The organism is Isoptericola sp. b408 (assembly GCF_030588085.1).
GTDB lineage: Bacteria > Actinomycetota > Actinomycetes > Actinomycetales > Cellulomonadaceae > Isoptericola > Isoptericola sediminis.
The window spans coordinates 220,672-244,208 of sequence record NZ_JAUQYQ010000004.1; the positions used below are offsets into that span (position 1 = coordinate 220,672).

Annotated in this window: 23 protein-coding genes and 1 tRNA gene; 15 read left to right on the forward strand and 9 right to left on the reverse strand. The window is 72.6% G+C overall.

Features of this window, described 5'->3' with window-relative positions:
- Window positions 1-40 precede the first annotated feature (40 nt).
- The 3 genes from pstC to pstB are packed head-to-tail and all read left to right on the forward strand — an operon-like array spanning window position 41 to window position 2,802.
- Window positions 41-1,024 (forward strand): phosphate ABC transporter permease subunit PstC, encoded by a 984-nt coding sequence (gene pstC / locus Q6347_RS12565; RefSeq protein WP_171247020.1) that lies wholly within the window; start codon window positions 41-43, stop codon window positions 1,022-1,024.
- Window positions 1,024-1,980, forward strand: a complete 957-nt coding sequence (gene pstA / locus Q6347_RS12570; protein ID WP_304603121.1) for a phosphate ABC transporter permease PstA — start codon at window positions 1,024-1,026, stop codon at window positions 1,978-1,980. Before pstC ends, pstA begins: the two co-directional genes overlap by 1 nt.
- A gap of 42 nt (window positions 1,981-2,022) precedes the next feature.
- The gene (gene pstB / locus Q6347_RS12575) at window positions 2,023-2,802 is read left to right on the forward strand and encodes a phosphate ABC transporter ATP-binding protein PstB (protein ID WP_304607520.1); all 780 of its coding nucleotides are present in this window, start codon (window positions 2,023-2,025) and stop codon (window positions 2,800-2,802) included.
- A 100-nt stretch (window positions 2,803-2,902) separates the two neighbouring features.
- On the opposite strand, the gene Q6347_RS12580 is transcribed toward pstB, so the two are convergent.
- Window positions 2,903-3,367: a hypothetical protein gene (locus Q6347_RS12580; RefSeq protein ID WP_304603122.1), complete on the reverse strand. Its 465-nt coding sequence runs from the start codon at window positions 3,365-3,367 to the stop codon at window positions 2,903-2,905.
- A 245-nt stretch (window positions 3,368-3,612) separates the two neighbouring features.
- Here Q6347_RS12580 and Q6347_RS12585 point away from each other — a divergent pair, with 245 nt between their 5' ends.
- From Q6347_RS12585 to ispF, 3 genes are read left to right on the forward strand one after another with little or no spacing between them, the layout of a single operon-like run.
- Complete coding sequence (locus Q6347_RS12585; protein ID WP_171247024.1) at window positions 3,613-4,095, forward strand: CarD family transcriptional regulator; 483 nt, start codon at window positions 3,613-3,615, stop codon at window positions 4,093-4,095.
- Window positions 4,092-4,829, forward strand: coding sequence for a 2-C-methyl-D-erythritol 4-phosphate cytidylyltransferase (gene ispD, locus Q6347_RS12590; protein WP_304603773.1), 738 nt, complete (start codon window positions 4,092-4,094; stop codon window positions 4,827-4,829). The genes Q6347_RS12585 and ispD overlap by 4 nt, the downstream gene beginning before the upstream one ends.
- Window positions 4,826-5,308, forward strand: coding sequence for a 2-C-methyl-D-erythritol 2,4-cyclodiphosphate synthase (gene ispF, locus Q6347_RS12595; RefSeq protein ID WP_171247025.1), 483 nt, complete (start codon window positions 4,826-4,828; stop codon window positions 5,306-5,308). The genes ispD and ispF overlap by 4 nt, the downstream gene beginning before the upstream one ends.
- Before the next feature lie 104 nt (window positions 5,309-5,412).
- Here the strand turns inward: ispF and Q6347_RS12600 are convergent, their stop codons facing one another.
- Window positions 5,413-6,780, reverse strand: a complete 1,368-nt coding sequence (locus Q6347_RS12600; RefSeq protein WP_304607521.1) for a D-arabinono-1,4-lactone oxidase — start codon at window positions 6,778-6,780, stop codon at window positions 5,413-5,415.
- A 54-nt stretch (window positions 6,781-6,834) separates the two neighbouring features.
- Here Q6347_RS12600 and Q6347_RS12605 point away from each other — a divergent pair, with 54 nt between their 5' ends.
- The 3 genes from Q6347_RS12605 to rlmB are packed head-to-tail and all read left to right on the forward strand — an operon-like array spanning window position 6,835 to window position 10,483.
- A complete protein-coding gene (locus Q6347_RS12605; protein WP_304607522.1) occupies window positions 6,835-8,019 on the forward strand; it encodes an alanine racemase in 1,185 nt (394 codons plus the stop codon).
- Between the two features lie 47 nt (window positions 8,020-8,066).
- A complete protein-coding gene (gene cysS, locus Q6347_RS12610) occupies window positions 8,067-9,497 on the forward strand; it encodes a cysteine--tRNA ligase (protein WP_304607523.1) in 1,431 nt (476 codons plus the stop codon).
- Entirely contained in the window at window positions 9,497-10,483 is a 987-nt protein-coding gene (rlmB, locus tag Q6347_RS12615; protein WP_171247029.1) for a 23S rRNA (guanosine(2251)-2'-O)-methyltransferase RlmB, read from the forward strand. The genes cysS and rlmB overlap by 1 nt, the downstream gene beginning before the upstream one ends.
- Before the next feature lie 251 nt (window positions 10,484-10,734).
- Here rlmB and Q6347_RS12620 read toward each other — a convergent pair whose 3' ends face one another.
- From Q6347_RS12620 to Q6347_RS12635, 4 genes are all read right to left on the reverse strand, one after another.
- Complete coding sequence (locus tag Q6347_RS12620; RefSeq protein ID WP_304603126.1) at window positions 10,735-12,021, reverse strand: DUF4032 domain-containing protein; 1,287 nt, start codon at window positions 12,019-12,021, stop codon at window positions 10,735-10,737.
- Window positions 12,022-12,179: 158 nt separating this feature from the next.
- On the reverse strand, window positions 12,180-13,301 hold the full coding sequence (locus tag Q6347_RS12625) for an ABC transporter ATP-binding protein (RefSeq protein ID WP_171247031.1): 1,122 nt from the start codon (window positions 13,299-13,301) through the stop codon (window positions 12,180-12,182).
- Window positions 13,302-13,522: 221 nt separating this feature from the next.
- On the reverse strand, window positions 13,523-14,362 hold the full coding sequence (gene otsB / locus Q6347_RS12630) for a trehalose-phosphatase (RefSeq protein ID WP_304607524.1): 840 nt from the start codon (window positions 14,360-14,362) through the stop codon (window positions 13,523-13,525).
- Window positions 14,355-15,827, reverse strand: coding sequence for a trehalose-6-phosphate synthase (locus Q6347_RS12635; protein WP_304607525.1), 1,473 nt, complete (start codon window positions 15,825-15,827; stop codon window positions 14,355-14,357). The genes otsB and Q6347_RS12635 overlap by 8 nt, the downstream gene beginning before the upstream one ends.
- Before the next feature lie 154 nt (window positions 15,828-15,981).
- Here Q6347_RS12635 and Q6347_RS12640 point away from each other — a divergent pair, with 154 nt between their 5' ends.
- The 3 genes from Q6347_RS12640 (at window position 15,982) to Q6347_RS12650 (ending at window position 19,057) form a co-directional block, all read left to right on the forward strand.
- Complete coding sequence (locus tag Q6347_RS12640; protein WP_304607526.1) at window positions 15,982-17,865, forward strand: serine/threonine-protein kinase; 1,884 nt, start codon at window positions 15,982-15,984, stop codon at window positions 17,863-17,865.
- Between the two features lie 145 nt (window positions 17,866-18,010).
- The gene (locus Q6347_RS12645; RefSeq protein ID WP_304603129.1) at window positions 18,011-18,877 is read left to right on the forward strand and encodes a thioredoxin domain-containing protein; all 867 of its coding nucleotides are present in this window, start codon (window positions 18,011-18,013) and stop codon (window positions 18,875-18,877) included.
- A gap of 104 nt (window positions 18,878-18,981) precedes the next feature.
- Window positions 18,982-19,057, forward strand: a tRNA-Thr gene (locus tag Q6347_RS12650).
- A 57-nt stretch (window positions 19,058-19,114) separates the two neighbouring features.
- Here the strand turns inward: Q6347_RS12650 and Q6347_RS12655 are convergent.
- The 3 genes from Q6347_RS12655 to Q6347_RS12665 all read right to left on the reverse strand — a co-directional run bounded on the left by Q6347_RS12655 (window position 19,115) and on the right by Q6347_RS12665 (window position 21,121).
- Window positions 19,115-19,450: a hypothetical protein gene (locus tag Q6347_RS12655; protein WP_171247036.1), complete on the reverse strand. Its 336-nt coding sequence runs from the start codon at window positions 19,448-19,450 to the stop codon at window positions 19,115-19,117.
- Window positions 19,451-19,590: 140 nt separating this feature from the next.
- Window positions 19,591-20,424: an SGNH/GDSL hydrolase family protein gene (locus Q6347_RS12660; RefSeq protein ID WP_304603130.1), complete on the reverse strand. Its 834-nt coding sequence runs from the start codon at window positions 20,422-20,424 to the stop codon at window positions 19,591-19,593.
- Between the two features lie 34 nt (window positions 20,425-20,458).
- A complete protein-coding gene (locus Q6347_RS12665) occupies window positions 20,459-21,121 on the reverse strand; it encodes a uracil-DNA glycosylase (protein WP_304607627.1) in 663 nt (220 codons plus the stop codon).
- 204 nt (window positions 21,122-21,325) lie between these two features.
- On the opposite strand from Q6347_RS12665, the gene Q6347_RS12670 reads away from it, so the two are divergent.
- The 3 genes from Q6347_RS12670 (at window position 21,326) to Q6347_RS12680 (ending at window position 23,140) form a co-directional block, all read left to right on the forward strand.
- A complete protein-coding gene (locus Q6347_RS12670; RefSeq protein ID WP_246246557.1) occupies window positions 21,326-21,634 on the forward strand; it encodes a DUF3263 domain-containing protein in 309 nt (102 codons plus the stop codon).
- Between the two features lie 81 nt (window positions 21,635-21,715).
- Entirely contained in the window at window positions 21,716-22,468 is a 753-nt protein-coding gene (locus Q6347_RS12675) for a LytR C-terminal domain-containing protein (RefSeq protein ID WP_304607527.1), read from the forward strand.
- 222 nt (window positions 22,469-22,690) lie between these two features.
- Window positions 22,691-23,140 carry a peptidoglycan-binding protein gene (locus tag Q6347_RS12680; RefSeq protein WP_304607528.1) on the forward strand — a complete coding sequence of 150 codons (450 nt, stop codon included), beginning with the start codon at window positions 22,691-22,693 and terminating at the stop codon, window positions 23,138-23,140.
- The last annotated feature ends 397 nt before the right edge of the window (window positions 23,141-23,537 follow it).

A 23,537-nucleotide genomic window follows, 5' to 3' on the forward strand; every position in this document is an offset into this window, starting at 1 on the left:
CGTGACGAGACCAGTGCCCAAGCACCAACGAGGGGTCCCTGTGACGACCACAGTCAGTCCACCGGCCAAGAGCTCCCGGCGCCGCCGCAGCGGCAACACCGACCGGGGCTTCAACCGCGTCTTCCGATGGATCGCCGTCGGAGCCGGCGCCACGATCCTGGCGGTCCTCGCGGCGGTCGCGCTCTTCCTGATCTCCGAGGCCTGGCCCGCGATCACCGCGAGCCCCGAGGAGCTCGCCGCGGGGGTCCCGCGCTACCCGGAGGACACCTCCCTGCTGGCGTACCTCGGACCGCTCGTGTTCGGCACGGTCCTCGCCGCCGTGCTGGCCCTGGTGCTGGCGGTGCCCGTCGCGATGGGGATCGCGCTGTTCATCTCGCACTACGCGCCGCGCCGGCTGTCCCAGGTCCTCGGAGCCCTGGTCGACCTCCTGGCTGCGATCCCCTCGGTCATCTACGGCCTCTGGGGCTTCTTCGTGCTGGCCCCGGTGCTCACGCCGTTCTGGACGTGGCTCAACGAGAACCTCGGCTGGTTCCCCCTGTGGGGCGGCCAGGTCTCGCCGACGGGCCGTTCGATGGCCACGGTCGGGGTCGTCCTGGCGATCATGATCCTGCCGATCATCACGGCGGTGTCGCGGGAGGTCTTCCTGCAGACCCCGAAGCTGCACGAGGAGGCGGCGCTCGCGCTCGGGGCGACCCGGTGGGAGGTCATCCGGACCGCGGTGCTGCCTTTCGGCCGCTCGGGCGTCATCTCCGCGTCGATGCTGGGCCTGGGCCGGGCGCTCGGGGAGACGATGGCCGTGCTGATGATCCTCTCGCCCGGGTTCACGTACACCCTCGACATCCTGGCCGCCGGCCAGCACCAGACCATCGCGGCCTACATCGCCGCCGACTTCCCGGAGTCGACCGGTCTCGGTGTCAACACGCTGATCGCCGCGGGACTCGCCCTGTTCGTGATCACGCTGGCCGTGAACATGACGGCGCGCTGGGTCGTGGCGCGCCGCAAGGACTTCTCGGGAGCCAACTGATGAGCGTCACCACGCAGAACCCCGGACGAGGCAGCTCGGAGACCGCCCGACTGCTCTCCACGGTGGACCCCGGTCGTCGCCGGACCGACCGCGTCATGCAGGTCCTGATCTACACCGCCTTCGGCCTGGCGATGATCCCGCTGGGCTGGCTGATCTTCACCGTCGTGGCCCAGGGCGCCGACCGGATCAGCCTCGACTTCCTGTTCCAGTCGATGCGCAACATCTTCGGCGGGGACCCGCGCGGCGGGATCTACCACGCGATCCTCGGCACGGTCGTGATCACGGCCCTGGCGACCGTGATCTCGGTGCCGATCGGCATCCTGACCGCGATCTACCTGGTCGAGTACGGCAAGGGCTGGCTGGCCCGCTCGGTCACCTTCTTCGTCGACGTCATGACGGGCATCCCCTCGATCGTGGCCGGCCTGTTCGCGTTCTCGCTCTTCGCGCTGATCTTCGGCCCGGCCGTCCGCATCGGCGTCATGGGGGCCGTGGCCCTGTCGGTGCTGATGATCCCGGTCGTGGTGCGCTCCTGCGAGGAGATGCTCAAGCTCGTGCCGAACGAGCTGCGGGAGGCCTCGTACGCGCTCGGCGTCCCGAAGTGGCTGACGATCGTCAAGGTCGTGCTGCGCACCTCCGTCGCCGGGCTGACCACCGGCGTGCTGCTCGCGATCGCCCGGGTCATCGGCGAGACGGCGCCGCTGCTCGTGACCGTCGGCGTCACCGACTCGATCAACGCCAACGCGTTCGACGGGCGCATGATGACCTTGCCGGTGTTCGCCTACCGGCAGTACTCGCAGGGCAACGCCCCGTGCCCCGGTGGGGACACGGCGACGTGCGTCTCGGACATCGCCTCCCAGAACGCCTGGGGCGCGGCACTCGTGCTGATCGCCATGGTCCTGGCACTCAACCTCATCGGCCGCCTGATCACTCGCTGGTTCGCCCCGAAGCTGGGCTGACGCGCAGCCGACGATCAGCCACACTCACGAAGGAAGCTCACGATGGCACAGCGCATCGACACCAAGGACCTGAACATCTACTACGGCGACTTCCGCGCCGTCGAAGACGTCAACATGACGATCGAGCCCAAGTCGGTCACCGCCCTCATCGGGCCGTCCGGCTGCGGGAAGTCGACGTTCCTGCGGACGCTCAACCGGATGCACGAGGTGGTCCCCGGGGCCCGCGTGGAGGGCACCGTCGAGATGGAGGGCGTGGACCTGTACGGCCCGGACGTCGACCCGGTCGCCGTCCGCAAGAACGTCGGCATGGTCTTCCAGCGGCCGAACCCGTTCCCGACGATGTCCATCCGCGACAACGTCCTGGCCGGGGTGAAGCTCAACAACAAGCGCATCTCGAAGTCCGACGCCGACAACCTCGTCGAGTCCTCGCTGCACGGGGCGAACCTGTGGAACGAGGTCAAGGACCGCCTGGACCGGCCGGGCTCCGGACTCTCGGGCGGTCAGCAGCAGCGGCTGTGCATCGCCCGGGCGATCGCGATCAAGCCGCAGGTGCTGCTGATGGACGAGCCCTGCTCGGCTCTCGACCCGATCTCGACGATCGCCATCGAGGACCTCATCGGCGAGCTGAAGCAGGAGTACACGATCGTCATCGTGACGCACAACATGCAGCAGGCGGCTCGCGTGAGCGACCGGACCGGCTTCTTCAACATCGCCGGGACGGGCAAGCCGGGCCGGCTCATCGAGATGGACGACACCGCGACGATCTTCTCCTCCCCGGCCGAGAAGGCGACCGAGGACTACGTCTCGGGCCGCTTCGGCTGATCCGACCCGCCGTGCCGGCCTCGTCGGTACGCACGAAGGCCCCTGCGCTCCCGGAGCGCAGGGGCCTTCGTGCTGCGACGGGGAGCCCGTCGCCGGGGGATCAGGGCAGGTAGTCGGCGTACTCCGGCAGGGTGCCGTCGAAGACCGGCAGGTAGAACGTCTCGCTCTGCCCGGCGACCTCGAGCGTGGCCTCGAGGGTCCCGCCCGGGATGGTGTCGACCGGGCCGAGCAGGGTCTCCTCGCCGTCGGTGCCGAGGTAGACCGTCTCCTCCGCGGGCACCGGCACCGTGACGGGTGCGGCGCCGCTGGCGGTCAGGGTGAACTCGACGTCCTCGTCGCTGTTGTTCGCCAGCGCGCCCAGCAGGTTGCCGTCGCCGCCCTCCTCGGTGGCGATGACCAGCAGGTTGAGGCCGCGGACCTGTGTGTCCTCGAAGTCGACGCGCGTCCCGTCCGACGGCGCGTAGCCCATCTGGGTGGTGATGGGTGCGCAGGCGCCGAGCGCCAGCGCGCCGACGGCGACCCCGGCGGCGAGGGCGGAACGGGCGGTACGGGCGGAGCGGGCCACGTGCTCTCCTTCTGCTGGAGCGGTGCGGCGGGCTCGGGGCCCGCGCACGGGATGTCACTGGGGTGAGGGACGCGACGCGCCCCGCACCATCCTAGTGGGGCGGCGGGGTGGTCACCCACCCGCCCGCTGGCAGCGCCCTGACCTGCGGAAACAGTGGTCCTGTGGATCCTCCGCGCACCCCCCGCGCCACGGGCGCAGGTGCCCACCGTGATAGACTCGGTCACTGGGAAAGGGGACATCTGAAGATGACGTTCACAGTAGGCGAGACGGTTGTCTACCCTCATCACGGCGCCGCGCTGATCGAAGAGGTCAAGACCCGGAAGATCCGTGGCGAAGAGAAGATGTACCTCAAGCTCAAGGTCGCTCAGGGCGACCTGACGATCGAGGTCCCGGCGGACAACGTCGACCTCGTCGGGGTGCGTGACGTGGTGGACCAGGAGGGCCTGGACAAGGTGTTCGACGTGCTGCGCGCGCCGTACACCGAGGAGCCGACCAACTGGTCGCGCCGGTACAAGGCGAACCTGGAGAAGCTGGCGTCCGGCGACGTCATCAAGGTCGGGGAGGTCGTCCGCGACCTGTCCCGCCGCGACTCCGACCGCGGCCTGAGCGCCGGGGAGAAGCGCATGCTGGCCAAGGCGCGCCAGATCCTCGAGTCCGAGGTCGCCCTCGCGGAGGGTGTCGACGAGGAGAAGGCCGGCGCCATCATCGACGAGGTGCTCGCCTCCTGACGACCCTCGCTGTCCTCACCGCGGCCGGTTCCGGCACGCGGCTCGGACGGGAGATCCCCAAGGCGTTCGTGCCGGTCGGTGGCGTGCCGATGATCGCCCTGGCGGCGCGCGGACTCGCCGACTCCGGCGCGGTCGACGCCGTGGTGGTGACCTCCCCGCCGGGTCGTGCGGCCGACATGGTCGCCGCGCTCGGCGCGCTCCCGATCCCGGTCGAGGTCGTCGACGGGGGATCCACCCGGCAGGCCTCGGTCGCCGCCGGGCTCCGCCGTGCCGACGCGAGCACCGACGTCGTCCTCGTGCACGACGCCGCCCGTCCGCTCGCCCCGCCCGCCCTGGTCGCCCGCGTGGTGGCGGCCGTGCGCAGCGGACACCCCGCCGTCGTCCCCGGGCTGCCGGTGACGGACACGATCAAGCGCGTCGCGCCCGACGGCGGCGCCCCGGCCGCACCCGGGGACGACACCGGCCCCGCGGTGGAGCGGGTCGTGGACACGCTCGACCGGACCGTGCTGCGGGCGGTCCAGACGCCGCAGGGTTTCGACCGGGAGCTCCTGCAGCGTGCGCACGCCGAGGGGGCGGCCCGGGCCGCCGCCGAGCACCTGGCCGCGACCGACGACGCCGGGCTGGTCGAGGCGCTCGGCGTCCCGGTGCACCTGGTGCGCGGCGACTCCGCCGCGCTGAAGATCACCACGCCGTACGACCTGGCCGTGGCCGAGCTGTTGCTGGAGGGCCGATGAACCTGCCGCGCACCGGGATCGGCGTGGACGTCCACGCCTTCGCCCCGGAGGGCTCGGACCGTGAGCTCTGGGTCGGCGGGCTGCACTGGCCCGGCGAGCGGGGTCTGGACGGCCACTCGGACGCGGACGTCGCCGCGCACGCCGCCGCGGACGCGCTGTTCTCCGCGGCCGGCATCGGCGGTCTGGGCACGCACTTCGGCACCAGCGAGCCCGAGTGGGCCGGGGCGAGCGGCGTCGTGCTGCTGGCCGAGGCCGCCCGCCGGGTCCGGGCCGCCGGGTTCGAGATCGGGAACGTCGCCGTCCAGGTGGTCGGCAACCGGCCCAAGGTCGAGCCCCGCCGTACCGAGGCCGAGGCCGCGCTGACCGAGGCCGTCGGCGCGCCCGTCTCCGTCAGCGCGACCACGACCGACGGGCTCGGCCTGACCGGCCGCGGCGAGGGCGTCGCCGCGATCGCCACCGCGCTCGTCGCCGCCCGCTGACGGCTCCCCGCCCGCCCCGTCGTTGTGGGCATGAAATCTGCAGCCTTCGACGGGGTCGCGGCGGCAGATTTCATGCCCACAACGACAAGGGGTCGCGGCGGAGGTCAGGCGGGGAGGCCGAGCACCCGGTCGGTGTAGTCGTTGCGCAGCACGCCGTCCGGGTCGACGGCGGCCCGCACCCGCGCGACGTCGTCCAGCGGGTAGTGTGCCGCCAGGTCCGCGGCCGTGCGGGTGTGCAGCTTGCCCCAGTGCGGGCGGCCGCCCGCCGCCACGAAGATCTCCTCCGCCGCGGCGAAGTACCGCTCGCGCGGCATCCGGTGGTACTGGTGCACCGCCACGTAGGCGGTGTCCCGGCGGCGTGCCGTCGACAGCCACACGTCGTCGGCCGCCGCGCAGCGCACCTCGACCGGGAACGGCACCGGCTCGCCGGACGATCGCAACCAGCCCTCCAGCTCGCGCAGCACGTCGGCCAGCCCCGCCCTCGGCAGCGCGTACTCCATCTCGGCGAAGCGCACCCGCCGCCGGCTCACCATCACCCGGTCGGACGGCGCCACGTGGGTCCGGTCCCCGAGCGCGGCGGCGCACACCGCGTTCAGGCGCGGCACGGTCCGCGGAGCGGCGGTCGCCACCTGCATCACACCCCCCAGGACACCGTTGGCCAGCACCTCCTCGTCCAGGACGGACCGGGCGGCGTCACCCAGGGTCCGGGCCGCGCCCAGGACCCCGCGGCGGGACGCGCGGTGGCGGGCCGCCTCGGCCGCCGGGACGCGGTCGTGGCTCCAGGTGAGCATCCGGTCCGTGCCGGGGAACCAGTAGGCGTCGAACCGGTCGTGACCGTCGAACAGGGCGTCGATGCCCTCGACCACCGCGTCCCAGGGGCGGACCTGCTCGGTCGAGCGCAGCAGGTAGGCCGGCGCGACCTCGAGCGTGACGGCGGACAGCACGCCCACGGTGCCCAGCCCGAGGCGGGCGACCTCGAACAGCTCGCGGTCCGGGGAACCGGGGGCGTCGTCGCCCGACACCGACCGCACGGAGCCGTCCGGCAGCACGACGCGCAGCGCGCGCACCTGCGTGGCCAGGCCGCCCAGCAGCGCCCCCGTGCCGTGGGTCCCGGTGGAGATCGCCCCCGCGACCGACTGCCGGTCGATGTCGCCGAGGTTGCGCATCGCCAGTCCCCGCGTCGCGAGCAGCCGGTTGAGCTCGTGCAGGCGGGTGCCGGCACCGATGGTGACCAGGGCGGAGCCGTCGGGCAGCCGCCGCAGCGACTCCAGCCCGCTCAGCCGGTCCAGGCCGATCAGGAGGCCGTCGGTCACGGCGACGTCGGTGAACGAGTGGCCGGCCCCCACCGCACGGATCCGCAGACCGTCGGCCGCGGCACGGGCCACGACGGCACGCAGCTCGGCCTCGTCCCGCGGCTGCGACCACCGCGCCGGGGAGGCCCGGTAGGTGCGGCCCCAGGTGGTGAAGTTCACGTCGCACACTCTGTCACGGGCCTGCGGTGCCATGCCGCGGTGTAGCGTGCCGACATGTCCGCGACCGACCGGCTGAGCAGGGCGACCGCCGGGTCACCCGCGCCGCTCGCCGTCGTCGACCTGGACGTGTTCGACACCAACGCGGCCGACCTGCTCCGGCGGGCCGCCGGCACCCCCGTGCGCGTCGCCACCAAGTCCGTGCGCGTGCGTTCGCTCGTCGGACGGGCTCTGCGGGCCGGGTTCACCGGCGTGATGGCCTACTCCCTCGACGAGGCGCTGTGGCTCGTCGGCACCGGGGTCCGCGACGTCCTGGTCGGCTACCCGACCGTCGACCGCGACGCCCTCGCGCGCTGGGCCGCCGACCCGGCCTCGCGCCGGGAGATCACCCTCATGGTCGACGACGTCGCCCAGGTCGACCGGGTGCGTGCGGCGCTGGATGCCGCGCCGGCGGACGGCGCCGACGGTGCGCTCTGCCTGGACGTGGACAGCTCGCTGCGCCTCGGCCTCGGGCCGTGGCGCGCCCACCTCGGCACCCGCCGCTCCCCGCTGCGCACCCCTGCCCAGGTGGCCGACCTCGCCGCCGCCGTCGAGGCCGTCGACGGGCTGCACGTGCGCGGCCTGATGTTCTACGAGGCCCAGGTCGCGGGCCTGCCCGACACGAGCCCGGCGGTGCGGACCGTGAAGCGGCTGTCCATCCGCGACGTCGAGCGTCGCCGCCGCGCCGTGCTCGCCGCGGTCCGGTCCGCCGTCGGACGGGACGTCGAGCTCGTCAACGCCGGCGGCACGGGTTCGCTGGAGTCCTCCGCCGCCGGCACCGGTGTCACCGAGGTGACCGCCGGGTCGGGGCTGTTCGTCCCCGCGACCTTCGACCGCTACCGGTCCTTCGAGGCCCGGCCGGCGGCGTACTTCGGGCTCGACGTCGTCCGCTCGCCCGGGCCGGGCTGGGCCACCGCGTTCGGGGGCGGGTACGTCGCCTCCGGGCCGGCCGGTCCGTCGCGGCTGCCGCGCCTCGTCACCCCCGGCTGGGCGCTGACGCGACGTGAAGGGGCCGGGGAGGTGCAGACGCCGATGCGTCGCCGGCGCGGTGGGCGCGACCTGCGCGTCGGGGACAGGGTCTGGTTCCGGCACGCCAAGGCCGGTGAGCTGATGGAACGCTTCGCCACCGTGCACCTCGTGCGCGGGGACGAGGTCGTCGAGGAGGTGCCCACCTACCGGGGCGAGGGCCGGGCGTTCGGCTGAGGGCGCGCAGACCGCAGGGTCGCGTACCCGACCGGTACCCTGGACCGGTGACCTTGCAGCTCTTCGACACCGCCACGCGCTCCGTGCGCGAGCTCGTCCCCCGGACACCCGGCAAGGTCGGCATCTACCTGTGCGGCGCCACCGTCCAGTCGGCCCCGCACGTGGGTCACCTGCGTCCCGCGGTCGCCTTCGACGTGCTGCGCCGCTGGCTGACCCGCTCCGGGCTCGACGTGACGCTCATCCGCAACGTCACCGACATCGACGACAAGATCCTCGCCAAGGCCGAGGCGGCGGGCGTCGAGTGGTGGGCGCACGCCGCCACCTACGAGCGGACGTTCACCGCCGCCTACGACGCGCTCGGTGTGCTGCCGCCCACCTACGAGCCGCGGGCCACCGGGCACGTGCCGCAGATGGTCGCGCTCATGCAGCGCCTCGTCGAGCGCGGGCACGCCTACTCCACCGGACCGGGCAACGTCTGGTTCGACGTGCGTTCCTGGCCGCAGTACGGCGAGCTCACCGCGCAGCGCCTCGAGGACCTCAACCCCGAGGGCGGGGACGACGCCGTCACCTCGGAGAAGCGCGACCCGCACGACTTCGCGCTGTGGAAGACGCCGCGGCCGGGCGAGCCCGAGACCGCCGCGTGGGACACGCCGTTCGGGCGCGGCCGACCCGGCTGGCACCTGGAGTGCTCGGCCATGGCGCAGCGCTACCTGGGCGACGCGTTCGACATCCACGGCGGTGGCCTCGACCTGCGGTTCCCGCACCACGAGAACGAGCAGGCGCAGTCGCGCGCCGCCGGGTACCCGTTCGCGGACCGCTGGATGCACTCGGCCTGGGTCACCCAGCAGGGCGTCAAGATGAGCAAGTCGCTCGGGAACGGGCTGCTCATGAGCGAGCTGCTCGCCCAGGTGCCGGCCCCTGTCGTGCGCTACGCCCTGGCCTCCGTCCAGTACCGGTCCATGCTCGAGTGGGGCCCGGACACCCTCGACGAGGCCCGGACCACCTGGGACCGGCTCACCGGGTTCGTCGACCGGGCGACCGAACGTGTCGGCGAGGTCCCGCGCGACGAGGTCCGCACGGCCGGGCTGCCCGCCGGGTTCGTCGCCGCGATGGACGACGACCTCAACGTGCCCGCGGCGCTCGCCGTCGTGCACGAGACGCTCCGGGCCGGGAACACCGCGCTCGCGTCGTCCGACGACGACGGTGCGCGGGCGGCGCTCGTGGCGCTGCGGGGGATGCTCGACGTGCTGGGGCTCGACCCGGCCGACCCGCAGTGGGCCAGCGCCGCGGACACGCGCGTGGCCGACGCGCTGGACTCCGTCGTGCAGGCCGAGCTGGACGCACGGGCCGCGGCGCGAGCCGCGAAGGACTATGCCACGAGCGACGCGATCCGGGACCGCCTGGCCGCGGCCGGCGTCGTCGTGCAGGACTCTCCGGACGGCGCCCGCTGGACGCTGTCCGACGCGAAGGGGGAATGATGGCGGGAAACTCGCAGCGACCCGGTGCCAAGCGCAAGGCGGGCACCAAGAAGGGCGCGCAGGTCGGCAGCGGCGGTCAGCGCCGCAAGGGCCTCCAGGGGAAGGGTCCGACGCCGAAGGCCGAGGAGCGCACCTACCACCCGGCCTACAAGAAGAAGGTCGCCGCCGAGAAGCGGGCGGCCGCGCAGGCGCCCACCGGGGCACGCAAGGGCGTGGCCCGGGGCACCCGCAAGGCGACCGGCGGTGCCGAGGTCGTGGCCGGCCGCAACGCCGTCCTGGAGGCGCTGCGCACGGACGTGCCGGTCACCGCCGTGCACCTGGCCGAGCGCATCGACCACGACGACCGCACCCGGGAGATCCTCGAGCTCGCCTCGATGCACGGCGCCCGCGTGCTGGAGAGCTCGCGCGGGGCGCTGGACCAGCTCACCGAGGGGTCCGTGCACCAGGGGGTCGCCCTGGAGGTGCCGCCGTACGAGTACGCGTCGGTGGACGACCTGTTGGACGCGGCCGCCGAGGCGGGGGAGCCGCCGCTCATCGTCGCGCTCGACTCGGTCACCGACCCGCGCAACCTCGGGGCGGTGCTGCGGTCCGCGGGCGCGTTCGGCGCCCACGGCGTGCTGGTGCCGTCGCGGCGCACGGCGTCGGTCACCGCTTCTGCGTGGAAGGTCTCCGCCGGGGCGGCCGCGCGGGTGCCGGTCGCCAAGGAGACCAACCTGTCGCGGACGCTGACCGACCTGAAGAAGTCGGGGCTGTTCGTCGTCGGGCTCGACGCCGGCGGGGACGTCTCGGTGCGCGACCTGGCGTTCGCCACGGACCCGCTGGTGATCGTCGTCGGCTCCGAGGGCAAGGGCCTCTCGCGACTCGTGCGGGAGACCTGCGACGCCGTGGCCTCGATCCCGATCTCCTCGGACGTCGAGTCGCTGAACGCGGGTGTGGCCGCCGGCATCACGCTTTACGAGGTCGCGCAGGCCCGCTCGGCCTCCTGAGCCGACCGCTCACGCCCGGCCCGCGGGTCAGGGCGGTGCCCGGCGGGTCAGGACGAGGTCCCGCGGGTCAGGGCGGAAGGCGACGGGTCAGGACGAGGTCCCGCGGGTCAGGGCGCGCCCGGCGACCCAGGGTGAGGTCGTGCCGGTCGAGCGATCCTGACTCGCGCACGAGAGTCCTGACTCGCGCAAGAGGGGCCCTGACTCGAGCGGGAGCGTTCTGACTCGCGGGCCGCGCGGATCGTCGGGCAGCGTCAGTCGACGTCGCCCGGCTCGGACGCGGCGTAGTGGAAGTAGTCCGCCTCGGGCCCCTGGGGCTCCTCCTCGGGAGCCATGCCGAGGATCGCCTTCTCGTCCGGCCGGTACCGCAGCACGTTCGTCACGTAGGACTGCACGGCCTCCGGCATCGGCACGTCGTGCCCGGCCTGCTCGGAGATGTACCACCGGTGCTCGAGGACCTCGTGGTACAGCTGCGCGGGCTCGAGCTTGCGGCGCAGCTCGCGCGGGACGGCCCGGACGGTCGGCTGGAAGACGTTCTGCAGCCAGTCGTGGGCGACGAGCTGGGAGTCGTCCTCCTGGCGGTCCGTCGCGGCCTGGTACGAGTCCAGGTCGTTGAGCAGTCGCCGGGCCTGGTTGTCCTGCACGTCCAGGCCGGTGAGCTTGGCCAGACGGCGCGAGTGGTGCCCGGCGTCGACCACCTGGGGCTGGATCCGGACCGTCGTGCCGTCGATGTCGGTGGTGATGTCGAGCTCGCCGACGTCGAACCCGAGGGCGTTGAGCCGTTCGATGCGGGCGGCCACGCGCCAGCGCTCGTCGGAGGCGAACGCCTCCACACCGGTCAGCGCCTCCCACAGCTCGTGGTAGCGGTCCACGAGCGAGTTGCCGAACGCGACCTCGTCGATCTCGCTGTCCAGCAGCTCGCCGGCGGCGAGGTCCATGAGCTCGCCGATGATGTTGACGCGGGCGATCTCCAGGTCGTGCTCCCGCTGGCCACGGGTCAGCTCGCGGTGCAGGGCACCGGTCTCGGCGTCGACCAGGTAGGCGGCGAAGAGCTCGGCGTCACGCCGGAACAACGTGTTGGACAGCGAGACGTCGCCCCAGAAGAACCCGGCGAGGTGCAGCCGGACGATGAGGACGACGAGCGCGTCGATGAGCCGGTTCGCCGTCTCGTCGCGCAGCCACTGGCTGAACACGGACCGGTAGGGCAGGGAGAACGCCAGGTGCTCGGTGACGAGCGCCGCCTCGAGGGGCGTCCCGTCCTCGGCCGTGCGTCCGGTGACGACGCCGATCGGCCGGACCGCGGGGATCTCGAGCTTGCGCAGCTGGCGCAGCATGCCGTACTCGCGGAAGGCGACGTCCTCGCTGATCTCCTTGACGGCCAGGACCCGGCCGTCCAGGCGGACGAAGCGCACGACGTGCCGCGAGATGCCGCGGGGGAGTGCCGCGAGGACCTCGGCGGGCCACTCGATGAGGGGGCGGCGCCAGGGCAGGTCCAGCAGGGCCGAGTTCGGGGTCGCCGAGGTGATCTTCAGCTGCTCCACGGCATCTCCAGGTCTGTTGTGGGCATGAGATCTGCAGGGGCACCCTGCGGCGGACCTGCAGATTTCCTGCCCACAGCGATGGGGGGCAGGTTCAGCGTAGACGACGACGGGGCGGACCCGGCGCCCGGCCGGATCCGCCCCGTCGTCGTCGGGGATGCTCAGTGGCTCAGACGAGCACCCGTGGACGGGGAGAAGACGTGCTCCTGGCCCTGCTTGATGGTGACGTGGATGGTGTCACCCTTCATCGGGACCTCACGCGGGTCGATGCGGACGATGACCTGGTCCGAGGAACCGGAGTGCAGGTCGCCGGCCGAGCCGTCCGCCTGCAGCTCGCCGTAGACGAAGGCGTCGGAGCCGAGCTCCTCGACGAGGTTGACCTTCACCTGGAAGGCGTCCTGCGAGTCGTCGTGCGCGATGTCGAGGGACTCCGGACGGAAGCCCACGACGACCTGGCCGTTGTCGGCGTCGGTGAGCTGGTCGAGCACGTGGCGCTCCAGCGGCACCGCGGCGTGCCCGACGATGGCCTTGCCGTCGCGGACCTCGAACGTGCCGATGTTCATCGCGGGCGAGCCGATGAAGCCGGCCACGAAGGTGTTCGCCGGGGTGTCGTACATCTCGCGCGGCGTGCCGACCTGCTGGAGCAGGCCGTCCTTGAGCACGGCGATGCGGTCACCCATGGTGAGGGCCTCGGTCTGGTCGTGCGTCACGTAGACGGTCGTGACGCCGAGGCGGCGCTGCAGGGAGGCGATCTGCGTACGGGTCTGGACACGCAGCTTGGCGTCGAGGTTCGACAGCGGCTCGTCCATGAGGAACACCTGGGGCTGACGCACGATGGCGCGGCCCATGGCGACACGCTGGCGCTGACCGCCGGAGAGCGCCTTCGGCTTGCGGTCCAGGTACTCGGTGAGGTCGAGGATCTTGGCGGCCTCCTCGACCCGCTGGCGGATCTCCGCCTTCGGGGTGCCGGCGATCTTCAGCGCGAAGCCCATGTTGTCGGCCACGGACATGTGCGGGTACAGCGCGTAGTTCTGGAAGACCATCGCGATGTCGCGGTCCTTGGGCTGCACGTCGGTGACGTCGCGGTCCCCGATGTAGATGTGCCCGCCGTTGACGTCCTCGAGGCCTGCCAGCATGCGCAGCGAGGTGGACTTGCCGCAGCCCGAGGGGCCGACGAGGACGAGGAACTCGCCGTCCTCCACCTGCAGGTTGAGCTGGTCCACGGCCGGGCGCTCGGTGCCCGGGTAGATACGCGTCGCGTGGTCGTAGGTGACCGAAGCCATGATGGTGTCCCTCCACCGGCAGGTACGTGCCGGACGATCCGTTGTGGTCGGGTGTGCTGCGTTCACGACTGGCGTGTCGGCGGCGACACATTCTGTTGTCCGCGCGGCTTCACCGGACCGTTCCGGCGGCGTCGCGCGGATCGATCCTACACGGCCGTGACTCCGATCACCCCCTCGGGCGCAGCCGTCCCGGCACGCCGCACGGGGCAGGTCGGGACGGGTCAGGAGGGCCGCAACGCGGCGCGCAGCCGGTCCAGCACCCCGGCGACGTCGTCCGCACCGGCGACCCGGTGCGCCGCGAGGGTCTCGCCGTGGCCGACCTTCAGTGCCAGGTCGCCGCTGGTCAGCACGGCGAAGGCCTTCTCGTCGGTCGTGTCGTCCCCGGCGTACAGCACCCGCACGCGCTCGGTGCCGACGTCGCGTCCGACGACGGTGCGCAGGCGCCGCAGCGCCTCGCCCTTGGACGTGGGCAGCACCGCGATCTCGACGACGTCCTTGCCGTGCATCGGCTCGAGCCCGAGCCGGTCGGCGGCGGCGTCGGCCGCCTCGACGGCCGCGGCGGAGTCCTCGGGACCGGCGAGCCGGGTGTGCAGGACGGCGGCGCTCGGCTTGTGCTGCACCCAGGCGCCCTCGCGGCCGGCCACCGCCGCCTCGAGGGCGGAGCGCAGCGCTTCCAGGTCCTCACGCTGGGAGTCGCTGAGCTCGAGCGGGACCGTCTCGACCCCGTCCGCCGTGACGTGCCCCGTCTCGGCGCCGTGGCTGCCGACCAGGTACGACCCGACCGGGGGCGCGGCCCGCGTCGCGAGGTCGTCGAGGTCGCGCCCCGAGACGAGCGCCAGCCGCACCCGCGACGCCGGCGCGTCGCCGTCACCGGGCACCGTCAGGGCCCCCAGCTCGTCCACGGCCGTGCGGGCCGCCGGGGTCATGCGCGACGCCGTCGGGTCGTCCACCAGCGGGGCGAGCGTGCCGTCGAAGTCCAGGGCCACCAGCAGCGCGGCGCCGTCGTCGGCGGTGAACTCGTGCAGGGCACCGTCCAGCGCGGGGTCGAGCTGCTCAGACATAGGTGTCGCGGCCGGGCACGGCGGTGAGCACCCCGAGGAACGACTTCGACCACTTGGCGACGTCGTCGCCCATGACCTTGCGCCGCAGGTTGCGCATGCGACGACGCTTCTCCTTGGGGGACATCTCCGCCGCGGCGACGATGATGTCCTTCATGCCGTCGATGTCGTGCGGGTTGCACAGCAGCGGTCCCGGGGCCAGCTGGTCCGCGGCGCCGGTGAACTCGCTGAGCACCAGCACGCCGCCGAGGTCCGAGCGGGCCGCGATGTACTCCTTGGCCACCAGGTTCATCCCGTCCCGCAGCGAGGTGACGAGCATGACGTCCGCCGCCAGGTACAGGGCCGCCATCTCCTCGGGCGGGTAGGAGTGGTGCAGGTAGTGGATCGCCGAGTGGCCGAGCTCGCCGAACTCGCCGTTGACGCGGCCGACGAGGATCTCCACGTGCTGGCGCAGCTCCTGGTAGGCGCCGACGTTCTCCCGGGACGGGCTGGCGACCTGCACGAGCGTGGTGTTCGCGGCGTCGATCCGGCCGTCCTGCAGGATCTCGCCGTAGGCCTTGATCCGGTGCCGGATGCCCTTGGTGTAGTCGAGGCGGTCGACGCCGAGCATCACGACCTCGGGGTCGCCCAGGTCCGTGCGGATCTCCTTGGCGCGGGCCTGGACCTCGGGACGGCGGGCGAGCTCGTCGAAGTACTGGGTGTCGATGGAGATGGGGAACGAGGCCGCACGGACCCGACGGCCCGGCGTCGCGTCGTCGGACCCCATGGAGATGATCGAGCCGCGCGTGGGGTGGTCCGTGAGCCGGCGCACCGCGCGCACGAAGTTCGAGGCGTCGCCGCCGCGCTGGAACCCGATGAGGTCGGCGCCCAGGAGCTCCTCGACGATGGCCTTGCGCCAGGGCAGCTGCTGGAACAGCTCGACGGCGGGGAAGGGGATGTGGTCGAAGAAGCCGATGCGCAGGTCGGGACGCAGCTCGCGCAGCATCTTCGGCACGAGCTGGAGCTGGTAGTCGTGCACCCAGACCACGCCGCCGTGGGCCGCCTGGGCGGCCGCCGCCTCGGCGAACCGTTGGTTGACCTTGCGGTAGGCGTCCCACCACTGCCGGTGGTACGTCGGCGGGGCGATCACGTCGTGGTACAGCGGCCAGAGCGTGTCGTTGGAGAAGCCCTCGTAGTACTTGCTGATCTCGCTGGCGGACAGCGTCACGGGGACCAGCAGCATGCCGTCGGCCTCGAACGGCTCGTGCGCGAGGTCGGGCGCGCCGGACCAGCCGACCCAGGCGCCGTCGTTCTCGCGCATCACCGGCTCGAGGGCGGTGACCAGCCCGCCCGGCGACCGCTTCCAGTCGAGGTTGCCCTCGTCGTCCACCGCGAAGTCGACGGGAAGCCGGTTGGCGACGACGACGAGGTCGTAACCGGTCGACCCGTCGCCGCCGGTCGTGGTGCTGGACGATCCCTGACCTGTCAACGCTGTTCTCTCCCAAGGTTGGTGGACGCCGACCCGATGCACTGGGTAGTGCGGAGTCCTGCGCGCACCATATCGGCGCAGCCCTTCCCCCGCGCGGGGTGAACCCTGGCGAGCCGGGGCGCGCCGTGGAGGGCGCGACGCTACGGTGTGCCCCATGGGTGTGGGTGACGACGCGGAGGTGCTGACGCACGAGACGTCGGCCTCGGGGCCCGAGGGCGGGCTCGAGCCGGGGACCGACGTCGGGGGCTACACCGTGGTCTCCACCCTCGGGCGTGGTGCCATGGGGGCGGTCTACGAGGCACGTGACGGTGCGGGCGAACGGGTCGCGCTCAAGGTGCTGCACGCCCACCTGGACGCCGACCCCGCGGGTCGCCAGCGGTTGCGCCGTGAGGTCGCGGCCCTGCAGCGGCTGCGGCACCCGGCCGTCGCGCAGGTGCTCGACGCGGAGTTCGAGGGTCCGTACGCCTTCGTCGTCACCGAGCTCGTCGAGGGGCTCACCCTCGAGGAGGAGATCGACGCCCGCGGCGCCCTGGACGTGGCCGACCTGTTCTCGCTGGCCGACCAGCTCGCCGACGCCCTGGAGTCCGTCCACGCGGCCGGCGTCGTGCACCGGGACCTCAAGCCCTCGAACGTGATGGTCACCGCCGACGGGCCCAGCCTCATCGACTTCGGGATCTCCCAGAGCACCGGGGACACGCGGACCACGATGACCGGGTTCGTCATGGGGACGCCGGGGTACATCGCCCCCGAGCTGCTCGACGGCGGGGACCCGGTCCCGGAGACGGACTGGTGGAGCTGGGCGGCCCTGCTCGCCTTCGCCGCCACGGGCCGGTCGCCCTTCGGCGTGCGGCCCACCGACGTCGTGCTGCGGCGCTCGCGGCAGGGCCGGGCCGACCTCTACGGCGTCCCCGCCCGCACGGCACGGGCGCTCGCCGGGGCCCTGCAGCCCGACCCGACCCGGCGCTGGGGACCCACGGACGTGGTCCGCGCGATCCGCCGCGACCTGGCCGACGGCGAGAGCACGGCCGCGGAGCAGTCCGAGGACCCGCAGGCCACGCAGCGCATCGTCGTGGCGGCCGGTGCCGCCACCGCGGCCACGGCGGCGGGTCTGGCGGGGAGCGCCGGGACGTCGCCGGACGGCTCGCCCGACGCCGGGTCGCCGGACTCGCCGGCGGGGAGCGCCACGCCCGCGCTCGCCGACACCGCCGTCGTCGGTCCGCCCGCGGTGTCGCCCGAGCCGCCCGGCGGGACGGCGAGCACGATGACCTCCGAGGAGCGGGCGCGGGCCGGTGCGCAGGACGGCGCGACGCGGGCCATCCCCCTCGGGGACGTGCGGTACCGGACGTACGACGAGCTCGCCGACGGCGCGGACGACGTGGAGGAGGAGGCGGCCGGACCCTACGTGCCGCCGGTCCACCCGCGGCGCTGGGGCACGGCGCTCGCGGTCGGGCTGCCGTTCGTGGTGCTCGCGGCCTTCTACCCGCTCGTGGCGTTCGGGGCCTTCGTCGGCCTGACGGTGCTGTGCCGGATCGTCGGGACTTCCGGCCAGCGGTTCCACGAACGCCGCCAGCGCAAGGGGGTGCGGTCCTCGGACGGCTGGGTCGCCGGTCTGCTGCTGCCCTATCACGCGGTGCTCGGCGCGCTCGGTGTCATCCCGGCGGCCGTGGTCGGCGGCTGCGTCGGACTCCTGGCGACGATGGGCGGGTACTGGTTGTTCGGCGACGGCAACCTGATCGTCGCGCCGTTGGGGGACGTCGAGTCCCGGTCGGTGGGCGGTCGGAACGCGCCCTTCGTGTTCTCGGTGGTGCTGGCCGGAGCGATGCTCGTCGCGCTGCTGGCCACCTGGTTCGGCCCGGCCGGTCGCACCGCACGTGACGGGGCCCGGCGGATCCTCAACAACCTCGCCCCCGGGCTGACGGGGGCGGCGATCGTCGTGGCGATCTGCCTGGTGGGGTCCTGGGTGCTGTACTCCCAGCTCGTCACCGACCCCGTCGAGATCGTGTGGTGGCCCATGAACAGCGCGCCGTCATTGTTCTGAGACCGGATTCCCAGGATCTCCCCAGGTTCGCTCCCTAGCGTCGGGGCGCGGGGACGCCCCGCCCTCCGCTCCGGGTGGACCGGCCCACGGGTAGGCTGGCCGCCGGATCGCCCCGCCCGACTCGACCCGAAGGATCCGCACCGAGATGTCCAACAAGCAGAACAAGTCGCAGCGCCGGGACGAAGCCCGTGCCGAGGCGCTCGCCGTCCAGCAGCAGCAGGCCCAGCGCGACCGCCGCAACCGGATGATCGTCTTCGCGGCACTCGGCGTGGCGATCGCGGCACTCGTCGCCGTCGCGGTCTTCATCCTCATGGGCGAGGCGGACAAGAAGAGCGTCGAGGACATCCCGCTGGCCGAGGTGGCGGACGTCCCGTCGACGGCGCTGGAGGGTGGCGGCATCCCGGTCGGGTCCGACCTCGTGGCCGGCGGTGAGAACGAGGGAGCGCCCGTCGTCGACGAGTACCTCGACTACATGTGCCCCGTCTGCGGCCAGTTCGAGGAGATCAACGCCGCCGACGTCGAGACGATGCTGACCGAGGGCGACGCGACCGTCGTCTTCCACCCCGTCTCGATCCTGGACCGCATGTCCCAGGGCACCGACTTCTCGACGCGCTCGGCCTCGGCCGCCTACTGGGTGGCCGACCGCGCGCCGGAGTCCTTCTTCGCCTTCAACGAGGCCCTGTTCGTCAACCAGCCCGCCGAGAACACGGAGGGCCTGAGCGACGAGGAGATGGCGTCGATCGCCGAGGAGGCCGGCGTCCCGGCCGACGTCGCTGCCGGCATCGCCGACGGGACCGCCCGCGGCACGTTCGGCCAGTACGTGTACTCGCTGACCAGCGAGGCGTCCGCGAACCCGGACCTGGCGAACGCCAACGGCGGCTTCGGCACGCCGACCATCCTGGTCGACGGCGAGCGCTTCGAGACCTGGAACCAGCCGGGCGCCCTGCTGAGCGCCGTCCAGGGCGACGGTGCCGCCGGCGCCGACGCCGAGGGCGAGTCCGCCGACGAGTGACCTCGCCGTGGGCGTGAGGCCCGTCGCACCGGCACCGGCGCGGCGGGCCTCACGCCTTCGACGTCCCGGCCGGGTCGTCGTCATCGGTACGATGGTCCCCGCCCGCCGCCTTAGCTCAGCTGGTAGAGCTCCCGTCTTGTAAACGGAAGGTCGTCGGTTCGAACCCGACAGGCGGCTCCACCCGACGGCCCGTCGGTCTGCGACGACGCGGACCGACGGGCCGTCGTCCCGGCGAGCTCATTCCCAGTAGAGCCAGAGCACCCGCCAGCGCACCGGTTCGCCCGTGTCGGGGTCGGTGCCCTCGACGACGTCCCACTTCTCGGGATAGCCGAGCCCCGTGCGGATGGCCTCCCACGCCGCCGTGAAGATCTCGCGCTGCTCGTCGAGCGTGGTTCCCCGCTCGTCGTAGAAGATCACCAGTTCGTCCGACCCATCCCTGCGGGACAGCTTGGCGACGGCACCCGGAGGGGGCGGGTCCCATCCGCCGATGGTCCCGATGATGACGGCGCCGGCTCGGCACAGGTCGTCCATCTGCACCCGGACGTCTTCCTCGGTGGCCTCGGGCAACTTCATGGTCGGTCCAATCCGGGCGCTGCGGCCGTCTGCAGCGCCCTGTCGACGGTGGTGGCCGTCTCTTCACCGTGGACCCCGCCACCGATACTCGCGCGCCGGGAGCTGCCTCCGTGCGGTGAGCACCCGACCCTCCGGCGCGGTCAGCGCTCCGACGGAGGCCACGGCTTCGGCGAGGCCCACTTCGGCGTGCGGCCGTCACCGCTCGACGTGCCCCGGATCCGCCGCTGCACCCACGGCACGACGTGCGCCCGCGCCCACTGGGCGTCCTCGCGGGCCCGCTGGCGCAGCCGCGGCGCCGTGACGGCGGGCATCGGGTCGTCGAAGCGTTCGTCGTCCGGTGCGAGGCCGAGACCCACCAGCGCCGCGTTCGCGACGCGACGGTGCCCCTCGTCGGTGAGGTGGATCCGGTCGTCGGACCACATCCGCAGGTCGAACAGGGACTTCAGGCCCCAGTTGTCCAGCACGTACGCGCCGTGGCGGCGGGCGATCGACCAGATCGTGGCGTTGTACTGACCGACCCGCCCGCTGGTGAAGCTGAGGGTGCCGCCGGCCCGGAACCCGGTGCCCATCAGGACGTCGGTGCCGGAGGCGCGCAGCCGCCTCACCGCGTCCTCCAAGGTCGCCGTCAGGGCGTCGAGGTCGGCCTGGGGGCGCAGGATGTCGTTCCCGCCGCCGACGAGCGAGACGAGGTCCGGCTGCATCTCGAGCGCGACGGGCAGCTGCTCGTCCACGATCTGGCGCAGCTTCTTGCCGCGGATCGCGAGGTTGGCGTACTCGAGGACCTCGTCGCCGCGGCGTTCGGCCAGGTGGTCGGCGAGCCGGTCCGTCCAGCCGCGCTGCACCGCCGTCGTCTCCGTGCCGGCCGGGGCTCGCGTGCCGTCGTCGTACGGGTACGGGTCCCAGAGTCCCTCGGAGAACGAGTCGCCGATCGCGACGTAGCGGGACCACGGGGGGATGCTGTCGTGCGAACTCACGGGGCCATTCTGCACCCCTCGCGGGATCAGTTGCTCAGGGCAGCCGCCAGTCGACCGGCGTCCCTCCCTGCTGCTCGAGAAGGGTGTTGACCCGGGAGAACGGTGCCGACCCGAAGAACCCGCGGTAGGCGGCCAGCGGGCTCGGGTGGGCGGACTCGACGGTGGGCGTGCTGCCCAGCCAGGGCTTCAGCGAGGCGGCGTCACGGCCCCAGAGGATCGCGACGAGCGGTCCGCCGCGTGCCACGAGCGCCTTGATCGCGGCCTCGGTCACCTGCTCCCACCCCTTGCCGCGGTGCGAGGCCGGGCGGCCGGGCTCCACGGTCAGCACCCGGTTGAGCATCATCACACCCTGGTCCGCCCATGGGCTGAGGTCGCCGTTCGTGGGAGCCGCACCGCCGACGTCGGCGGTGAGCTCGGTGAAGATGTTCACCAGCGACTTCGGCAGCGGGCGGACGTGCGGCTGGACGGAGAAGGACAGCCCCATGGGGTGCCCGGGCGTGGGGTAGGGGTCCTGGCCGACGACGAGGACCCGGACGTCCGCGAGCGGGCGCCGGAAGGCCGCGAACACGTCCGCGGGGGCCGGCAGGTACTGGCGCCCGGCCGCCACCTCGGCGCGCAGGAAGTCGCCCATCGCGTGGATCTGCGGTTCGACGTCGGCCAGGGCGGCGGCCCAGTCCGGCGCCATGACCCGGTCCAGCGGCGGCCGGCCGGTCGGCGACGGGGCGTCCGACGGCGGTGCGGCGGCAGGTGCGGACGGGGCGGTGGCGGCAGGGTCCGGCGTCGTCTCCACGACGGCGACGCTAGCAGGGCGACGGCGAGGGGCGACGGCGAGGGGCGACGCGCGGGGCCGGGCTGCCGGAGGTGGCGCCCGGAGTGACCCATACTGGGCCGCATGAGCGAGATGCTGGTCCAGGAGGTCGACACCACGACGCAGGCTCCGGCGTCGGACGCCGCCGAGGCGCTGTCCGACCGCGACCGGGAGATCCTGGCTTTCGAGAAGCAGTGGTGGAAGTACGCCGGCTCGAAGGAGCAGGCCGTGCGCGAGCTGTTCGACATGTCGGCCACGCGGTACTACCAGGTGCTCAACGCGCTCATCGACACCCCGGAGGCGCTGGCCCACGACCCCATGCTGGTCAAGCGGCTGCGGCGGCTCCGTGCGACGCGTCAGCGGGCCCGCAGCTCGCGTCGTCTCGACGGTTCGCGGGGCTGACGCGGTGCGGCTGAACAGGTTTGGCCGCGTGCTGAACAAGCTCTGTACTTCGGCCCATCCCGACCCGCTACCCTGTGCGGCGTGACGAAGAGCCACTACCCGTACCCGCCTGACGAGTTCGACGTCCGCGGTCCCGAGGGGTCGCCCGTCGGCGTCCACCGCGAGCCCCGCAGCGGGTGGAGTTCGGCCTGGCCGTTCCTGCTGGTCGCCGTCGTCTTCGCCGGCCTGGCGGTCGCCGTCGTGGGGTTCCTGTCCGACGACCCGGGGGCCACCGAGAACCCGCCGGCCGCGCAGCAGGAGTCCGCCGCGCCCGAGTCCTCCGCAGAGGGCGAGGCGTCCGAGGATGACGGTTCCGGCGAGGAGTCCGGTGACGGCTCCGGTGAAGAGTCCGGCGAGGAGTCCGGTGACGGCTCCGGTGAAGAGTCCGGCGAGGAGTCCGGTGACGGCTCCGGTGAGGAGTCCGGCGAGGCGACCGAGGAGCCTGCCGAGGGCTCGGAGGAGCTGCCCGGCGATCCCGGTGCTGCCGACCTCTCTGCGCGTGTGGTCGTGTACAACGACGGCGCCGGCAACGGCGAGGCCGGGAATGCGCAGAGCGTCGTCGTGGGCGACGCCGGGTTCGCCGACGTCGCCATCGACAACGCGTCGAACGCACCCGTGGCGCTCGAGGGCGTCTACGGCACCACCACCGTCCTGTACGCCGACGGACGTGCGGACACGGCCTCTGCCGTCGCCGAGTCGCTCGGCGTCACCGGCGCGAACATGGAGCTGTCCGACGACCTGACGAACAGCCCGACCGACGCCGTGTGGGTCGTGCTCAAGGAGCCTGTCGGCTGACGCTGGTTCGCGGGGCCCGTGCTGGAGCCACGGTGCGCTGCCCCTCGGTGCGCTTCGCCCTTCCACGCCGGGGCCCTCGGACTCGTCCCGAGGTCATGAAGCACCCCATCTTGTCTAAAACGGACATACTCTGCCATTCTCCTCGAGAGGGGCGCAGTCGCTGCGCTCTTCGCTCGATCCCGTGCCGACTGTCGGCGTGGGCGGACTGAAGAGGATTCGATGGTGAATGCGTCTAGGCGCCTCATGGCGGCGCTGGTCGCGGCGTTCGTGCTGCTCGCGGGGGGTGTCGCTGTGGCTGCGCCCGCCAGCGCGTACGGCTATACCTGCAACGACCGGATCAACGGCTATGTGCCGGCGTACAACAACGGACTGAGCATCGTGGACGGGGGCTTCGCCACGCAGAGCTGCTATCAGAACTCGGGCCGCTACCGGTACGCCAGCACGGTCGGGATTCAGAAGAGCTTCAACAAGTGCTATGCCGAGAGGTACGGCTGGTCCAAGATCGCGGTCGACGGGATCTACGGGTCGAAGACCACGGCGGCCGTGGCGAAGGTGCAGCGCAAGCACGGCATCACGGACGACGGGAAGTACGGTCCGCAGACGGCGAGCTACTTCCGTTCGTATGTTGTGAACAGCTACTACAACGGCAGCTGCTTCCACTGGACGCCGTGACTCCCATGGGCAACACCGAGGGGACTCGGTCGCGAGACTTCCGGCGAACGTCTGAGGCCTTCATGTGACGCTGGAGCGATGCTCCTGTCGGGGCCGGTGCCCGACGACGCTCGTCGCGTCGCGGGTGCCGGCCTTCGCCGTTGCCGGCAGGGCGTGCGGGCAGGGGGCGTGCCGACGTCGGGCGCCGCTGAGCAGTGCCGTTGTGCGCCGGGGGCGAACATCTTGCACTCTCGGGGTGAGAGTGCCAATAATGTCTTAGCACTCTCGACTGTCGAGTGACAGCCGACCGGAGTGACCCACTCGGTCCATCGGTGAGGCTCGGTCGCGTGCGTGATGTGAACGCACGCGGACGGGTCGTCCGTCGCGGGCACCGGCAGACCACGACACGCCACAGCGG

Bases quoted from the DNA above. Each gene is read 5' to 3' on its own strand.
- pstA (WP_304603121.1), top strand. From the start codon at position 1,024: ATGAGCGTCACCACGCAGAACCCCGGACGAGGCAGCTCGGAGACCGCC.
- pstB (WP_304607520.1), top strand. From the start codon at position 2,023: ATGGCACAGCGCATCGACACCAAGGACCTGAACATCTACTACGGCGAC.
- Q6347_RS12585 (WP_171247024.1), top strand. From the start codon at position 3,613: ATGACGTTCACAGTAGGCGAGACGGTTGTCTACCCTCATCACGGCGCC.
- ispF (WP_171247025.1), top strand. From the start codon at position 4,826: ATGAACCTGCCGCGCACCGGGATCGGCGTGGACGTCCACGCCTTCGCC.
- Q6347_RS12605 (WP_304607522.1), top strand. From the start codon at position 6,835: ATGTCCGCGACCGACCGGCTGAGCAGGGCGACCGCCGGGTCACCCGCG.
- rlmB (WP_171247029.1), top strand. From the start codon at position 9,497: ATGGCGGGAAACTCGCAGCGACCCGGTGCCAAGCGCAAGGCGGGCACC.
- Q6347_RS12625 (WP_171247031.1), bottom strand. From the start codon at position 13,301: ATGGCTTCGGTCACCTACGACCACGCGACGCGTATCTACCCGGGCACC.
- otsB (WP_304607524.1), bottom strand. From the start codon at position 14,362: ATGTCTGAGCAGCTCGACCCCGCGCTGGACGGTGCCCTGCACGAGTTC.
- Q6347_RS12640 (WP_304607526.1), top strand. From the start codon at position 15,982: ATGGGTGTGGGTGACGACGCGGAGGTGCTGACGCACGAGACGTCGGCC.
- Q6347_RS12645 (WP_304603129.1), top strand. From the start codon at position 18,011: ATGTCCAACAAGCAGAACAAGTCGCAGCGCCGGGACGAAGCCCGTGCC.
- Q6347_RS12655 (WP_171247036.1), bottom strand. From the start codon at position 19,450: ATGAAGTTGCCCGAGGCCACCGAGGAAGACGTCCGGGTGCAGATGGAC.
- Q6347_RS12670 (WP_246246557.1), top strand. From the start codon at position 21,326: ATGCTGGTCCAGGAGGTCGACACCACGACGCAGGCTCCGGCGTCGGAC.